Raw genomic sequence first — 15254 nt, forward strand, 5'->3', positions numbered from 1 at the left:
CAGGATGACATCGACCGGCCCGGCCGCGACGATCGCCGAGAGATGGCCGGGGTCGGGCGGGCCGGGGTCGACCACGACGCAGCCGGTGGCGTCCGGGGCGCGCAGGATCCAGGTGTTCGTACCATCCAGGGTCATCGGGCTGGGGTTGGGCGCGAGCAGCAGCGAGGCCAGCAGGGTCACCTGCCGGGGCGCGGGCCGGCCGCCCGCCGCGGGGGTCGTCGCGCGTGGATCGGGCACGCCGTCCGTAACGCTCGTATGCCCCACGGATCACTCACCAGATTCCGAAGCGGACGATGCTCTGTTGCGCAGGTGTCCTGCTGGGTCACCTGCGGGTTGCGTGGACGGCCCACCAGGCTGTCTGCCGACCCGAACTGCCTGTCGACCCGGGCTGTCTGCCGACCCGATCGTCAGATCGGCTACTTCTGTCATAGACAGTAGGTTGTTCGCCCCAGCTCGCGCACCGTGTCAGCGGCGGGGGTCGGCTGTGAGCTGCGTCTCGTCCGGATATCCGCACCTAGGCGCCCTTTAATTGCTATCTGTCGATATTTGGTTACTATTCGAATATATCCACAACTGGACGGCAACTCATGTGCCGCCGCCTGTCCGCGGTTCTCCAACGAACGCTAACTGACGGTGACGACGATCTCCACCTCGACCGGAGCGTTCAGCGGCAGGACGCTCACCCCGACCGCGGACCTGGCATGCCGTCCGGCATCACCGAACACCGCCACGAACAGGTCGCTCGCGCCATTGATCACAGCCGGCTGGCCGGTGAACGCGGGCACGCTCGCGACGAACCCGACGACCTTGACAACACCGGTGATCGCATCCAGGCCGCCGGCCACCGCGGCCGCGGCCGCCAGCGCGTTCAGGGCGGAGATCCGGGCCAGGTCGGCCGCGCGCTCCGCTGGCACCGAGCCGCCGTCGGCGGCCTCGCCGACCGGCCCGGTCGCGGCGAGGACGCCGTCCACCAGTGGGAGCTGTCCTGCCGTCCACACCAGTTCGCCGTGTCGCCGGGCGGGCACGTACGCACCCGCTGGCGACGGGACCGTGGGCAGTGCCAGGCCGAGCGCGGCCAGGCGCCGTGACGGGGTCGCCGCGTCGGCTGTCACGGCGGTCACCGCGCCGATTCGCCCTTGGGGCGCTTGAAGTAGGCGACCAGGCTCTCCGGGTTCGGCCCCGGGACGATCTGGACCAGTTCCCAGCCGTCCGCCCCCCAGTTGTCGAGGATCTGTTTGGTCGCGTGGATCAGCACCGGCGCTGTCGCGTACTCCCAGGTCTGCATGACTTGTGACCATAGTGCGTCGCGGCCGGGGGGCATGCGACAGCCGTCCCCGCGCGCCCCCCGCCGCGCATGCCGAGAACGCACGGAAGACCGGCCTCGCGGGGGGTCCACCTGGAGGGCCCCCAGGCTCGCCTGGGGGCATCCGGAGGGCGTCTGGGAGGTGTTCGCCGGGAGGACGGGGCCGGGCCTGCAACCTACCCGTGCCCGGGCCGGGGTGGGTCTGGCAAGGGGTACGGGCAGGGGCCGCATCGGTGGACACCGCGCCCGCTGCCTGTTCATCGACCGGAACGGCCGGGGCCGGCCGGGTACGGTCGTTGATGTGACGCCGCAGGAGACTCCATCGCGGGACGCCGCGGACGGGCCATGGCACTGCCGCCTGCACGTGGTGAGCGGCAAGGGCGGCACCGGCAAGACGACCGCCGCCGGCGCGCTCGCGGTGGCGCTGGCCACCGGTGGTAGGCGCGTCCTGCTCACCGAGGTCGAGGGACGCCAGCAGATCGCCCAGCTCTTCGACACCCCGCCGCTGCCCTACGCGGAACGCAAGGTCGCGAGCGCTCCTGGTGGCGGGGAGGTCTTCGCGCTCGCCATCGACGCGGAGGAGGCGCTGCTGGAGTACCTGGAGATGTTCTACAACCTCCGCCGCGCGGGCCGGGCGCTGGAGCGGATCGGCGCCGTCGACTTCGCCACCACGATCGCGCCCGGTGTCCGTGACGTCCTGCTCACCGGCAAGGTGAAGGAGGCGGTCAACCGCCCGGACGCGACCCGGCCCGGCGGCAGGGCCTATGACGCGGTGGTTCTCGACGCGCCGCCGACCGGGCGGATCACCCGGTTCCTCAACGTCAGCGCCGAGGTCGCCGGGCTGGCCAGGATGGGCCCGATCCGCACCCAGGCCGACAGTGTGATGGCGGTGATGCGCTCCGAGCAGACGGCTGTGCACCTGGTCACCCTCCTGGAGGAGATGCCGGTCCAGGAGACGGTGGACGGTGTCGCCGAGCTGCGTGCCGCCGGGCTGCGGGTCGGTGGTGTGATCGTGAACATGGTCCGGACGCCGTTGCTCGCCGACGAGGACCTTGCGCGGGCCGGCACGGGCCGGCTGGACGTCGAGGAGCTGGCCGCGGGCGTGAAGGCGGCCGGCATCGCCCCCGCGGCCGGGCTGGTGGACGCCCTGGTGGCGGAGGCCGCCCAGCATGCCCGCCGGGTGGCTCTGGAGAGGGCCGAACGCGGCGAGATCGACGCGTTGGGACGTCCCGTGTACGAGCTGCCCCTGGTCGCCGACGGCGTGGACATCGGCGTGATCTACCAGTTCGCGGAGTTGTTGCGGATGCAATGGATGGTCGGATGAGCAACGGTCGGACGAGCGGGCTCGCAACCGTGGGGGCGCGGGTGCCCCCGTCCGCGTCCACGGTGCCGGTGCTGGACGTCGATGCCATGCTCGGCAGCGAGAAGATCATCGTGTGCTGCGGGTCGGGCGGGGTCGGGAAGACCACGGTCGCCGCCGCGCTCGCGCTGCGCGCGGCCGAGCGGGGACGCCGGACGGTCGTCCTCACGATCGACCCGGCCCGGCGGCTGGCGCAGTCCATGGGCCTGACCGAACTGGACAACAACCCCCGGGAGGTCGTCGGGGTGGACTGTTCCGCCGGTGGTCATCTCGACGCGATGATGCTCGACATGAAGCGGACGTTCGACGAGATCGTCCTTGCGCACGCAACCCCGGAACGCGCCCAGCAGTTACTCGACAACCCCTTCTACCAGTCGTTGTCGTCGTCCTTCGCCGGTACCCAGGAGTACATGGCGATGGAGAAGCTCGGCCAGCTGGACGCGACGGGCGAGTGGGACCTCATCGTCGTCGACACCCCGCCGACCCGGTCGGCCCTGGACTTCCTGGACGCGCCCAACCGCCTGAGCGCCTTTCTCGACGGCCGGCTGCTGCGACTGCTGCTCGCCCCGGCGAAGGCCGGCGGGAAGATGTACCTGAAGGTCGTGAACGTCGGGCTGGGCGTGTTCGGCAGGATACTGACGAAGGTCATCGGCGCGCAGCTGCTCGCCGACGTCAGCCAGTTCGTGGCTGCCCTGGAGACGATGTTCGGGGGGTTCCGGCAGCGCGCCGATCAGACGTACCAGCTGCTGGGCGCGCCCGGGACGTCCTTTGTCGTGGTGGCGGCGCCGGAGGCCGCCGCGTTGCGGGAGGCGTCGTACTTCGTCGACCGGCTCGACGCGGACGGGATGCCGTTGGCGGGCCTGGTCGTCAACCGGGTCCACCCGGTCGGGCCGGCCGCCCGTGGGCTGACCGTGGAACGCAGCCTGGCGGCGGCCGAAATGCTCGGTGAGCATGCCGAACATCCGCTGGCGACGGCGGTGCTGCGCATCCACGCGGAACGGGTAAGGCTGGCCACCCGGGAGCAGCGCCTGCGGGACCGCTTCACCAGCGCGCATCCCGACACACCCCTGGTCGAGGTCGACGCGTTCGCCGGCGATGTTCACGATCTTGACGGCCTGCGCGCCGTCGGCGCCGTACTGGCCGGCGAGGACCTCCCCGAACACGCCCACGACGCCGCCCTGGGGCAGACCGACTAGCGCGCGAGTGGAGCGGTTACGTGGTTTTCGTCTCCTGCCACCCCGCGTCCGCCATGTCGCGGCTCCGCTCGCCGACGCCATGTACCGCCTGGCGTGGTGGGGCTGTCGGCAGTTGGCCGGGCTCGTGGGGGACGCGGGTGCGCGTGGGCAGCGATGTCAGATGTCCCGCGGGGGTTACCGGCTGGCGGCCGAGCCTGCGGGTGCGCGAACAGCTGTGATCGCGCACCCGTCGGGGAGATCGGGCACCTGGGCCCGTCTGATCGTCCGGCCAGCCCGGATCGTCGCTGGCCGCGGCATCGTCGTCGAGTGGTTGTCCCGTTAGTGACGTCGATGTCCGCAATGCCCTGTGTGCGTGTGATGATGAGCCGCGCGGGAGAACCGGACAGCGAATTCGTCAACAAACGACCAACAGGGCACCGGTAGGTGGCCAGTGGGGGACGAGGTGCGGACGGTCCTAACCGGCGGAGGCGGCGCCGTGATGGGCGCGCGCGTCCGCGAGCAGCTTCCGCCACGATGTGACGTCCGGTCGCCTGCGCAGCAGCGCCCGGCGTTCCCGTTCGGTCATACCGCCCCAGACTCCGAACTCCACTCGGTTGTCAAGGGCGTCAGCGAGGCACTCGGTGCGGACGAGGCATCCGAAGCACCGGGTCTTCACCCGGTTCTGCGCCGCTCCCTGGACGAAGAGGTCGTCCGGGTCCAGGTCACGACAGGCCGCGTTCGCGGTCCAGTCGCCGTCGACGGTCGAGCCGATCAACTGTGTCGAGCTGGCACGTCGGGCGGCGCTGGTGCGGGTTGCCAGGCTGCTGGTCATGCCACCTGCCTTTCTTCTCGAGACCGGGTCAGGGGGCCCGTGCGGGTGGTGACGTGGCTTCGCCCGAAACCGTATGGAGCGTCTCCGCCACGGCACAGACCCCACACGGGTGGTTGTCTAAATGACCCGTCCGGGCCATTGATCCGAATGACGACAGTGGCGCTATCTGTAACCAGATCATGTCGTGTGCGTGACATTCGTATGTCCGTTCCGTGCGGTCGTAGGCTGGTGTGGGAGGTACGGCCGAGCGGCCGTGCGAGGGGGCCGTTTGGAGGTTCCCGAACGTGACCAGCGCGACAGGGTCGGGCCACGGGTCCCCGCGGCCGCCCGCCAGTTCCGGCCGTGCCGGCTACGGCAAAGGCGTCGCGTCGGGCGCCGGCCCAATGCCGGACGGTCCACATCGTGGCTATCCGCGAGCATGGACGGCGGCCGAATGGATCGGGCAGGCCATGGTCATCAGCGGGCTCGCGGGCCTCCTGCTCGCGCTGGTCCTGTTGCCGGTCGTGGCGCTTGCGGGCCTCACGGTGAAGGGCAGCGCCGACGCCTTCCTCGACCTGCCGGCGAACCTCACCGTCCCACCGCTGCCGCAGGCGTCCCGCATCCTGGATGCCAAGGGCAACGTCATCGGATATCTGCGCGGTGAGCAGGACCGGCAGATCATCCCCCTCGACCGCATTCCGACGGTACTGCGCCAGGCGGTCATAGACATCGAGGACTCCCGCTTCTACGAGCACACCGGACTCGACTACCGGGGGCTGCTGCGGGCCTATGTCTCCAACCAGGAGTCCGGGGCGGTCACGCAAGGCGGATCCACTCTCACTCAGCAGTACGTGAAGAACGTCCTCCTGCAGGCCGCGACGTCCAGGGAGGAAAAAGAGGCCGCGACCGAGCAGACCGTCAGACGTAAGCTCCGGGAAGCACGCTACGCACTTTACCTCGAGGAGCACCTGAGCAAGGACCAGATTCTTGAAAGGTATCTGAACATAGCCTACTTCGGGGACGGCGCCTACGGCGTGGAAACCGCGGCGAAACACTATTTCAACGTCGAGGTCGACCAGCTCACCCTCCCGCAGGCGGCGATGCTGGCCGGTCTGGTCAAGAATCCGACCGCCTACAACCCGGTGCTGCACCCGCAGGCGGCGATGTCGCGACGGGACGTCGTCCTGGAGCGCATGCACGAACTCGGCCACATCAGCGACGAGCAGCTGCGACAGATTCGGGGGACCCCGGTGGTGCTCAACCGCCCACCGCAGGCTGCGGACCCCTGCCAGCTGTCGTCGGTGCCGTTCTTCTGCGCCTACGTCCGCCGCACGCTGCTCGCCGACGAGCGTTTCGGGGCGGCCCAGGCGGACCGGGAACGGCTGCTGTTCGAGGGCGGCCTGACGATCCGGACCACACTCGACCCGGTCGCCCAGGCCGCCGCGCAGAACGCGGCGAACGCCGTCGTGCCGCCCGGCAACCGGGTGGCGGTGGGGGTGGCAATGCTCCAGCCGGGCACCGGGAACGTGCTGGCGCTGGCGGTGAACCGGGAGTACGGCCCGTCCGCGGACGGCCAGCCGCCGGAGCGGACCACCGACTTCGTACACACCAAGCAGATAATTCCGCTGGAGGAGGCCTCGTTCTCACCGGGATCCACCTTCAAGGTGTTCACACTTGCCGCGGCTCTGGAAAAAGGACTGCCGCTGAACACCACGTACTATTCCCCGGCGTGCTACCACTCGGATGTCTTCCACAATCCGGACATCGACGACAACGGGCGCCAGAGCCAGGGGGACTGCTACGGCAACGCCGACCCGAACGAGGCCGGCTTATATTCCATGACCACGGCGACCTGGGACTCGGTCAACACCTACTACATCCAGCTCGCGGAGAAGGTCGGGCTGCGGAACACCGCTGAGATGGCACGTCGGCTGGGGGTGTCCTCCTGCCGGGTGCAGGACCAGTCCGAGTCCCTGCGCTGCCCCGGCGGCGGCATCGGGCCGGTCGACGGAGCGGCTGTGCTCGGCACCAACGAGATCTCCACCATGGATCTGGCGACCGCCTACGCCACGCTGGCCAACCACGGTGTCCGGTGCGATCCGCGACCCTTTGAATCGATCACCCAGCGGGTCGGCAGCACCGACCGGCCGGTGCCCTACAGCACGCCCGAGCCGTGCCGCCAGGTGCTCGGGACGCAGATCGCGGACACGGTCACCTCGGTCCTCGAAGGTGTCATCCTGCACGGGACCGGGGCCCCCAACGCGCAGATCGGCCGGCCGGCCGCGGGCAAGACCGGCACCGCCGAGGGGTTCAGCACCGCGTCGTTCGCCGGTTACATCCCCCAGCTGGCCACCGCCGTGACCCTCGCCGACCCGCGCTCACCCACGACATATCCGTTGCGCAACGTCCTGGGCAACCAGGTCGTCTACGGTGGTGGCCTGCCCGCCCAGGTGTGGGCGAGGGCGATGCGCGGCACCGCCGACGGACTCGGGCTGCCAGTCGCGCCGATGCCGTCCCCGGACGGCACCCAGCCCAACCCGGCGAAGAAGACGCTGCCGGACGTCGTCGGCCTGGACCTGCCCCTGGCACAGCAGCGGCTGGCCTCCCAGGGCTTCCGGGTGACGGTGCAGGAGATCTGGAGCCCGTTCTCGAAGGGGACGGTGCTGGCGATGAATCCCGGCGGCAATCAGGAGGTGGACGAGGGCTCGGAGGTCGTGCTGATGGTCTCCCAGGGCTTCGTCCTGCGGTCCGCCGAGTCCGACGAGGGTGGGACGCCCACCCGGTTCGGCGACGGAAGAAGGTCCGATCCCGGCACCGCGGGGTCCGGGCGGGCTCGGGGCAGTGGCAGGTCCGGAGCGGGCTGACGGGCCTGCCAGCTCCCGCCGGCCGCCGGCGGATCGTCCCGTCCGCCGTCCCCTGGTCGCGGGTCGACCGGTCATGCCCCGACAGGCCGTGTGCCGCCCGATCGGGCGTACCGATGGGCCGTGCTCACGCCTGGGCGGGCGGGGAGGAAGCCAGCCGGGCGCGGACCAGGGCGGAGACGCGGGCCCCGTCCGCACGCCCGGCCACCTCGGGCTGGACCGCCTTCATCGCGGCGCCCATGGCCTTCGGCCCGGCCAGGCCGTGCTCGGCGATCACTTTGTCGATGATCGCGGCGAGTTCGTCGTCGCCAAGCTGCTGAGGGAGGTAGGCGGCCAGGATCTCACCCTCGTCGTTTTCCTTGCTGGCCTGTTCCGCGCGGCCCGCCGCGGCGAAGGCGTCGGCGGCCTCCCGTCGCTTGCGGACCTCCCGGGTGAGCACCTTCCGCACCTCGGCGTCGGACAGTTCGCGGGCGCTTTTGCCGGCGACCTCCTCGTCCTTCAGCGCCGCCAGCGCCATCCGCAGGGTGGACGTCCGCAGCGCGTCCCGCGCCTTCATCGCCGTGGTGAGATCTGCCCGCAGACGATCCTTGAGTTCGCTCACACGGGTGACCTTAGTTGACCTGGCCGGCCGCCGGCCGCCAGCCGCTGGACCGGTCCAGCGGACGTCGGGGCGGATGTCCACTGGGTCACGACGCACGCGACGCGCCCCGCGAGCCGCCCACCATGGCGCAACCTGGGCCACACTTGTCCGATGACGAGTGGGCGACGGTTGCAACAGTCACCTTCACGGGCGTGGGGACGCCCCGTCGGGCGGGCGGCCACCGGGCTCGGCGCGGCAGGAGCCCTTGCCGTGGCATATGCCGCCGGCTATGAGCGCACCGCCTACACCCTGCGTCGTGTGGTGCTGCCGATGCTCGCGCGGGACGCGCAGCCGCTGCGCATCCTGCACATCTCCGACCTGCACATAACCCCGAACCAGAAGCGCAAGCTGGCGTGGATCGGGGATCTCGCCCGCCTGGTGCCCGACCTGGTGGCGCTGACCGGTGACGTCCTGGCACACCCGGACGCGGACGAGCCGACGCTGCTGGCGCTGTCGTCCCTGTTCGGCTTCCCGGGGGTTTTCGTGCCGGGCAACAACGACTACTACGTGCCGACGCTGAAGAGCCCGCACCGCTACCTGCTGCCCGGGGACGTCCCCACCCCGAAGGGGGCTCCGCTGGACTGGGCCGGTTTCGCCAAGAGCCTGGCCGCCGCCAGCGGCTGGCTGGACCTGACCAACACCCGGACGGTGCTGCGCGTCGCCGGGCTGCGGATCGACGTCCGCGGCGTCGACGACGCCAGACTCAGGCGGGACGATCTCTCCGCGGTGCTCGGCCCGCGCGACGGCGACGCCGACCTGCTGCTGGGGCTGTCGCACACCCCGGAGCCCCGGGTGCTGGACGCCTACACCGCGGACGGGGTGGCGTTGACGCTCTCCGGCCACACGCACGGCGGGCAGATCCGGGTGCCGTTCGTCGGGGCGCTGGTCGCCAACTGTGGCCTCGACCGCGGCCGGGTCCGCGGCCTGTCCCGTTACGAGGCCGGTGGACGCTCGTCGTGGCTGCACGTCTCCGCGGGCCTCGGGACGTCCCCGTTCGCACCGGTCCGGTTCGCCTGCCGGCCGGAGGCCACCCTGATCACCCTCGCGCCGGCCGCGTGGACCTGACGCCTCGCGCGGACCTGGCGCCGTGGCCCCTGGATGTGAGCACCGTCGCGGACTCCGCGCCGGTGGCGGGGGCTGGAGCCGCTCCCCGTGGACCTGTCCGGTCACCCGTGCCGAGAGTGGCCGGCGGATCAGGTAGAATTCCGGATCAGGTAAGCTTTGCAGTGGTCGCGGGGTGTGGCGCAGCTTGGTAGCGCGCTTCGTTCGGGACGAAGAGGTCGTGGGTTCGAATCCCGCCACCCCGACCCAGGTCAGGGGCATGATTCGGAGCTTTTCCGTCATGCCCCTGATGCATGTACAGCGCCGATGTACAGCAGCCGGCTCTACCGATCAGGACCTCCGCCCAGCCGGTTCAGAGCCTTCACGCGATCGAACATCCGTCAGGCGCGGCCGAATATCCGTCAGGCGCGGCTCAGTCGTCGGGGTCGTCCGGGTCGACGAAGGTGTCCCAGTAGGCTCGGTCCTCCTCGAAGTCCGCGATTTCCACTATCAGCCCGGTTGGCCGGGCGACAAGGACCGCGTAGAAGACGATCGGCCCGAACACTCCGCTCGGCTCAAGGATCACCAGCCGAGCCGCGCCACTCATTGTCGAGGGCAGAGCGTCCCAGTTGTTCGCGAAGGCGAACCTCGCTGACCGCACCGGTAAAGCCATGAACTCGTGGAACGTCGGCCCCGAGTAGCGCGTGCTTCGGCTGTCCGGGTAGGTGGCCTGAGCGGTGGCGAGGAAGTCGGCTCCGTAGGTGACCGTGTGTCTGGTCACGGGGCAGGGCGCTCCCGGCGAGCGTACTCTTCGCCGATCTGCCGCAACCGGTCCATCATTCGAGGCGATGGCTGTGGCTGATGCTGTGGCAGGAGCGCTGCCACGTAGGGGATGTCCTCGCCGTCGTTGACAAGCTGCCAGCCGGGCTCGCGGTGGGACCGTTCGCTGGCGTCCGCGTTGGTGTGGCCTCGGAGCAGGTTGACGGCGTCCTGGACGGCTTTCAGCTCGGTAGCGCTGAACAGCTCCCGGCGGGCTGGCCGGGTCGGCCGGAGCCGATGTTGCTCGTAGCCGAGGACTCTCTCTTTGATCAGCACCGCGTCGCCGTTGTCGATCAGATGGTCCCGAATCGCTCGGAGATGGCGCGGCGCGGGTCCTCGTTCGAGCTTGCGGTACCGCACGCCTGTGATCGGAAGCCCGGTCTCGCGGACGTGGGCGAACTCGGCGAAGTACAAAACCTTGTTGGCCTTGGTGGCACCTCCGTAGGGATCATCGGCCAGCTCCTCGGCGACCAGGAGCAGCAACTCCGCGAACTTGGCCTCGTCTGGCTGTACGTCGAGGTCGTCGCGCAGGAGGCTCTCCGTGACGATGCGGTCGTGTTCGTCCATGACGTCGGGCCTCCCTCCTCACGGCCGTCTTCCTCACGGCCATGCAACCGTACCGGCGGCGCCGCAAGCATGGCGTAACGGCGCGTCCGCCGGAAGAGTTCGTATCTGCCCGCATTCTAGTCGAACCTTTGTTCGCCTCCAAGTCGTTGACCTGGATCGGAGCGCGGACTCCGCGTGTTCACTCGTATCACTCTCCATGGTCAATATTTGAACAATTATTACGGTGGGTGGCGGTAGTCGCGTCAGGCGGATACCGGCGTGCTCCCGGTCACGGAGCTTCCCGGCACCGGGTGCCCGCGCGCAGCGGCAGCCCGGGCCGAAGACCGGGGCCCGGGCCTGCCTCCCTACCTGTTGCCTACCTGTTGCCTACCTGTTGGACGCCGTGTGGACGCCTGCGCGGCTTTGCCGCCGACGTCGGCGGCGGGAGCCCCAGGTTGCCGTGCAGCGTCCTCGACTCGTACTCGGTGCGGAACAGGCCGCGGCGCCGCAGCTCCGGGACGAGCTGGTCGACGATCAGCCCCAGCCCGTCGGGGAAGAAGTCGAAGTTGAGGTTGAAGCCATCCGCGGCACGGCCTGTGAAGAACCGTTCGATGTCGTCCGCGATCTGCTCCGGCGTGCCGACGACCGGTGCCCACTGCCGATGCGGTAGGTGGACGAGACGGTCGCGACCAGCCCGACATGTGTGGTGGCCTGGGCGATCGCCGTCAGCGTCACGAACGGGTCGTAGGCGTTCCACGGCCGCCTGAAGTCCTGCTCCGAGAACCCCAGGGTCTCGGCGAGGAACACGGCGTCGAGCCGGCCACGCTCGGCGATTCGGCCCAGCCGCTCCCAGGCGGCCAGGTCCAGGAAGCCGAGCGGCTGGTTCGCCGCCCGCCACCCGGCGTCGTGCCGTCCCAGGCCGTTGGAGTTGACGTTCAGGTGCAGCCGCGGGCGCTCATGCGGGGGTCCTCGCCGGCCCGACCGGGGCGGAGTCGCGTAGCTGCACCCGGTGCACGATCCGCGGCGCTGCCGGGTCGTTGTCCTCGACGCGCCGGTGCCGCACCGCCCGGTTGTCCCACAGGACGAGGTCGCCCCTGCGCCAGCGGTACTGGATCACGTTCTCCAGCCGGGCGCCGCGGTCGTACAGCAGTGCCAGCAGTGCCGCGCTCTCCACCGGCTCGAGGCCCTTGATGTGGCGGGTCAGCAGCGGATTGACGAAGAGGTCCTTTCGCCCGGTTTCGGGGTGGACGGCGACGACCGGGTGCTCGACCTCGGCCGCGTTGACCGTCTGCCCCTCCCAGTGCACCTCGCGGGGCTCGTTGCCGATGCCGTGCACGGCGTCCGGCCCGTCGACGAACCGCCGCAGCGGCTCGCTGAGCGACTCGTATGCGGCCTGGGCTGACGCGAAGGCGGTGCTGCCGCCAGACCGGAGGCAGTTCGACGATGTTGAGCACCGCGCCCGCGGGGGGTGTGGGGACGAAGGTGACGTCGGCGTGCCAGACGTCGTTGACCGCGACGTAGCCGCCGTTCCTGCTCTCCTCGGAGAAGCGGCTGCTGTCGAAGGCAACGACCAGGCTGTGCCGCTCGTCGATGGGTGGGAGGGTCGAACTGCCGGCGGTCAGCTCGCCGAAGTTGGCGGCGAACGCGGTCTGCTCGTCCGGGCTGAGGTGCTGCCCGGGGAAGAAGAGGACCTGATGGTCCAGCCATGCCTGGCGGAGCATGGCGGCCGTCGCCGCGTCGAGCGGCCGCTTCAGGTCGACTCCGGTGATCTCGGCGCCGAAGTTGACGTTCAACAGTCTGATCGTCGGCTGAACCACGGATCCACGGATGCTGTCACGGTCATGTCAGTGCCTTTGCTGTCGATGCCCTTGTTTCCGATGCCCTTGCTGTCGGTGTCAGGTGTGCTGTCGGTGTCAGACGGGTCTCGGGTCGCCGGCCCGGATGAACACGGCGTCGAACGTCCCGCGTTCCGCACCCGCGCGATGCGCCGGAAGAAGTCGATGTTCACGAACAGTGTCGGGTCGTCCTGGGCCCGCCAGCCGCCGGCGTGCCGGCCGCTCCCGGTGACGTTGACATTCAGGTGCAGTTCGCGTGCCATCGCCTGTTCCCTTCTGGCTGCCGGCATGCCGCTGGCCGGCCCGAATCCGCACCATTCGCATGGCTGTGGCTCCACCGGGTGAAAACCGGCGCCCGGGCGGTCGGCGCTTTCGCGGGCGGAGATTCTGTGGGCCGGCTCGCACATCGTGTCCCGGGAGCGGGCCTGCACGGCACGGCGTCAGCGGAGCCCGCGGCACCATGTACGAAGAGCAACGATTCGGGGATTTCCGGGGTGGCGGACGGTGACACGTTCGTTGGTGAAACCGGCTGTGTGGAAGAGTGCGTCCTGGGCCGTCGTGGCTGGTGCCGGCTGAGCCCTGACTGCCTTGTGGCACGGGCGGCTGGTGATCCAGCTGGTGATCCGGCTGGTGATCGAGGTGGGGGAACCGAGTTGACCGCAGCCGCGGGATCGCGGGTGGAGCGCTTCGAGGCGTTGCTGACCTCCGCCGGGAGCGAACTGCTCGACCGGCTTGCCAGTGGAGCTGGCGGAGGCGCGGGAACCGGCGGGGCCGGCGCGGCGGTCGGCCCACGACAGGCGTTACGTCTCGGGACGCGGCTGCGCGCCGAGTATCCGACGGATCTCGTGGTCGAGGCGCTGGGCCAGCACGAGCTGCGGGCGGCGGCCGGGTCGAAGTTCAGCCGGGCGATGGAGATGTTCTTCACCCGTGCCGGCCTGGAACAGGCGTCGCCGCAGGCCGTGGCCGAGCACACGGCTTCGCGGTACGCGGCCGGGGACATCGTCGCCGACCTGTGCTGCGGTATCGGCGGGGACATGCTCGCGCTCGCCAGGCAGCACCAGGTGATCGCCGTGGACGTCGACCCGCTTCATCTGCGTGTCGCGCGGGCCAACGCCGACGTCCTGGGCGTCGGGGGCAACGTGACGACCGTTCTCTCCGACGTCCGCGACGTCGGCCTGGCAGGGGCGGCCGCGGTGTTCGTCGACCCGGCCCGGCGTGCCGGCCAACGGCGGCTGCGTACCGGTGACAGCGAGCCACCGCTGTCCTGGTGCCTGGAGCTCGCCGGACGTGTCGCGAAGGTGGGGATCAAGGCCGCTCCAGGCCTCCCACGCGAGGCCGCGCCCGCCGGCTGGGAGCTGGAGTTCATTGCCGTGGGCAGGGACCTCAAGGAGGCGGTGGCCTGGTCCCCGGCGCTGGCCACCACGGGCACCCGCGCGACCCTCCTGCCCGGCGGGCACACGCTCACCTCCACACCGGCTGGTCAGGGGGCATCCGGCGTGGAGGCCCCGGTACCGGTGCGGGCACCGGGCGAATACCTTCTCGACCCGAATCCGGCTGTCACCCGCGCCGGGCTCGTCGCGGAGCTGGCCCGGGAACTCGGCGCCTGGAAGATCGACGGAAGAATCGCGTTCCTGTCGGCGGACGCGCCGATACGTACGCCGTTCGGCCGCTCGTTGCGCGTCATCGATTCCGCGCCGTGGAACCAGAAGCAGTTGCCCGCCCGCCTGCGCGCGCTGGACATCAGGTCGGTCGACATCCGGCGGCGCGGTCTGGCGGGTGACGTCGACGAGTTGCGTAAACGCCTGAAGCTCTCCGGTACCCGCCGGGCCACTCTCGTCATGACCCGTGTCGACAATCGCCCCTGGGGTCTGCTCTGCCTCGCCGACGAATGACGGCGATCAGTACCGCCCCATGCGAGGGAACCGCCTCTCACGACGGATCCGGACAGCCGATGTGACCGGGGCGGGCCGCTCCGGGGCCGTCGGCGTTCTTATGGTTTTCTGGCGATGCCGGCCCAGACGGGCATCGGGGTGGTGTCGGCCCCGGGTTCGGGGCGCCACTGTGTGGTCGGTACCAGGCCTGGTTCCAGCAGTTCCAGGCCGTCGAAGAACCGTAGGACCTGCTCGTGCGAGCGAAAAGTCACCTTCTCGGCCATCGAGGTGTTCATACGCGTCGAGGCCATGCGCACCTCCTCAGCGACGATGTCGCTGGCCGGATGGGAAAGTATCAGGTGGCTGCCGGGGGGGATGGCGTTCAGCAGGGTGGTGACGATTTCGTAGGGGTTGTCCTCATCGGTGACGCAGTGCAGGATCGCGACCAGCATGAGTCCTACTGGTTGGGTGAGGTCGAGGGTGGTGGCGGCTTTTTTCAGGATGATGTCGGGGTTGCGGAGGTCGGCTTCGATGTAGGTGGTGGTGCCCTGGGGGGAGCTGGTGAGGAGTGCTTTGGCGTGGACGAGGACGATGGGGTCGTTGTCGACGTAGACGACGCGGGTGGTGGGGGCGGCTCGTTGGGCGACTTCGTGGGTGTTGTTGGCGGATGGTAAGCCGGTGCCGATGTCGAGGAACTGGCGGATGCCGGCTTCGGCGGCGAGGTGGTGTACGGATCGGCCCAGGAACGCGCGGTTCGCCAGCACGCTGACGGGGGTGATGGGCAGGGCCGCCAGCACTTCTTCGGCCACCTTGCGGTCGGCGGCATAGTTGTTCCTGCCGCCGAGCCAGTAGTCGTAGATCCGGGCGATGTGTGGCACGTCCGGGTTGAGGTTGGCGGGTGGCTGTTCCTCGTCCGCTGCGTCAAGTCCCATGTCAGATCCTTTCGTCCGGCGACCGCTGCACCGGGTCTCAGCCCAGGAGATCCTCGTAGA

13 protein-coding genes, 1 tRNA gene and 3 pseudogenes are annotated in these 15254 nt (G+C 69.8%); 6 read left to right on the forward strand and 11 right to left on the reverse strand.

All coding sequences use genetic code 11. From position 1 onward, the window contains the following. From CM1CMNOD_RS20150 to CM1CMNOD_RS20160, 3 genes and pseudogenes are all read right to left on the reverse strand, one after another. Window positions 1–237: pseudogene (locus CM1CMNOD_RS20150) on the reverse strand (MBL fold metallo-hydrolase); the annotation flags it as partial. A 386-nt stretch (window positions 238–623) separates the two neighbouring features. Beyond that, window positions 624–1121, reverse strand: coding sequence for a RidA family protein (locus CM1CMNOD_RS20155; protein ID WP_013875437.1), 498 nt, complete (start codon window positions 1119–1121; stop codon window positions 624–626). Beyond that, the gene (locus CM1CMNOD_RS20160) at window positions 1118–1285 is read right to left on the reverse strand and encodes a DUF4177 domain-containing protein (RefSeq protein WP_085948571.1); all 168 of its coding nucleotides are present in this window, start codon (window positions 1283–1285) and stop codon (window positions 1118–1120) included. The genes CM1CMNOD_RS20155 and CM1CMNOD_RS20160 overlap by 4 nt, the downstream gene beginning before the upstream one ends. Before the next feature lie 319 nt (window positions 1286–1604). Here CM1CMNOD_RS20160 and CM1CMNOD_RS20165 point away from each other — a divergent pair, with 319 nt between their 5' ends. After that, window positions 1605–2627 carry an ArsA family ATPase gene (locus tag CM1CMNOD_RS20165; RefSeq protein WP_193353080.1) on the forward strand — a complete coding sequence of 341 codons (1023 nt, stop codon included), beginning with the start codon at window positions 1605–1607 and terminating at the stop codon, window positions 2625–2627. After that, entirely contained in the window at window positions 2624–3859 is a 1236-nt protein-coding gene (locus CM1CMNOD_RS20170) for an ArsA family ATPase (protein WP_013875440.1), read from the forward strand. Before CM1CMNOD_RS20165 ends, CM1CMNOD_RS20170 begins: the two co-directional genes overlap by 4 nt. A gap of 454 nt (window positions 3860–4313) precedes the next feature. Here the strand turns inward: CM1CMNOD_RS20170 and CM1CMNOD_RS20175 are convergent, their stop codons facing one another. Then, on the reverse strand, window positions 4314–4670 hold the full coding sequence (locus CM1CMNOD_RS20175; RefSeq protein ID WP_013875441.1) for a WhiB family transcriptional regulator: 357 nt from the start codon (window positions 4668–4670) through the stop codon (window positions 4314–4316). Window positions 4671–5119: 449 nt separating this feature from the next. On the opposite strand from CM1CMNOD_RS20175, the gene CM1CMNOD_RS20180 reads away from it, so the two are divergent. Continuing rightward, complete coding sequence (locus CM1CMNOD_RS20180) at window positions 5120–7513, forward strand: transglycosylase domain-containing protein (protein WP_237702906.1); 2394 nt, start codon at window positions 5120–5122, stop codon at window positions 7511–7513. A gap of 124 nt (window positions 7514–7637) precedes the next feature. Here CM1CMNOD_RS20180 and CM1CMNOD_RS20185 read toward each other — a convergent pair whose 3' ends face one another. Beyond that, complete coding sequence (locus tag CM1CMNOD_RS20185) at window positions 7638–8111, reverse strand: GatB/YqeY domain-containing protein (protein ID WP_013875443.1); 474 nt, start codon at window positions 8109–8111, stop codon at window positions 7638–7640. 150 nt (window positions 8112–8261) lie between these two features. Between CM1CMNOD_RS20185 and CM1CMNOD_RS20190 the strand changes: the two genes are divergently transcribed. Together CM1CMNOD_RS20190 and CM1CMNOD_RS20195 are read left to right on the forward strand one after the other, a co-directional pair. Next, complete coding sequence (locus tag CM1CMNOD_RS20190) at window positions 8262–9215, forward strand: metallophosphoesterase (protein WP_050803618.1); 954 nt, start codon at window positions 8262–8264, stop codon at window positions 9213–9215. Window positions 9216–9383: 168 nt separating this feature from the next. Then, window positions 9384–9457 (forward strand) — tRNA-Pro (locus CM1CMNOD_RS20195). 167 nt (window positions 9458–9624) lie between these two features. Here CM1CMNOD_RS20195 and CM1CMNOD_RS20200 read toward each other — a convergent pair. The 5 genes and pseudogenes from CM1CMNOD_RS20200 to CM1CMNOD_RS24555 all read right to left on the reverse strand — a co-directional run. Continuing rightward, on the reverse strand, window positions 9625–9972 hold the full coding sequence (locus CM1CMNOD_RS20200; protein WP_013875445.1) for a hypothetical protein: 348 nt from the start codon (window positions 9970–9972) through the stop codon (window positions 9625–9627). Then, a complete protein-coding gene (locus CM1CMNOD_RS20205; protein ID WP_013875446.1) occupies window positions 9969–10577 on the reverse strand; it encodes a Panacea domain-containing protein in 609 nt (202 codons plus the stop codon). The genes CM1CMNOD_RS20200 and CM1CMNOD_RS20205 overlap by 4 nt, the downstream gene beginning before the upstream one ends. Before the next feature lie 355 nt (window positions 10578–10932). Further along, window positions 10933–11202: pseudogene (locus CM1CMNOD_RS20210) on the reverse strand (hypothetical protein); the annotation flags it as partial. Window positions 11203–11511: 309 nt separating this feature from the next. Beyond that, window positions 11512–12123 carry a TauD/TfdA dioxygenase family protein gene (locus CM1CMNOD_RS20215; RefSeq protein WP_083828385.1) on the reverse strand — a complete coding sequence of 204 codons (612 nt, stop codon included), beginning with the start codon at window positions 12121–12123 and terminating at the stop codon, window positions 11512–11514. Continuing rightward, window positions 12044–12373, reverse strand: a pseudogene (locus CM1CMNOD_RS24555) (TauD/TfdA dioxygenase family protein); the annotation flags it as partial. The pseudogene CM1CMNOD_RS24555 and the gene CM1CMNOD_RS20215, both read right to left, overlap by 80 nt. A gap of 671 nt (window positions 12374–13044) precedes the next feature. Between CM1CMNOD_RS24555 and CM1CMNOD_RS20225 the strand changes: the two are divergent. After that, window positions 13045–14283 carry a class I SAM-dependent methyltransferase gene (locus tag CM1CMNOD_RS20225; RefSeq protein WP_131772931.1) on the forward strand — a complete coding sequence of 413 codons (1239 nt, stop codon included), beginning with the start codon at window positions 13045–13047 and terminating at the stop codon, window positions 14281–14283. Window positions 14284–14381: 98 nt separating this feature from the next. On the opposite strand, the gene CM1CMNOD_RS20230 is transcribed toward CM1CMNOD_RS20225, so the two are convergent. After that, the gene (locus CM1CMNOD_RS20230) at window positions 14382–15194 is read right to left on the reverse strand and encodes an SAM-dependent methyltransferase (protein ID WP_013875448.1); all 813 of its coding nucleotides are present in this window, start codon (window positions 15192–15194) and stop codon (window positions 14382–14384) included. Window positions 15195–15254 lie beyond the last annotated feature (60 nt).

Origin of the sequence: Protofrankia symbiont of Coriaria myrtifolia (assembly GCF_900634755.1) — a bacterium.
GTDB lineage: Bacteria > Actinomycetota > Actinomycetes > Frankiales > Frankiaceae > Protofrankia > Protofrankia coriariae.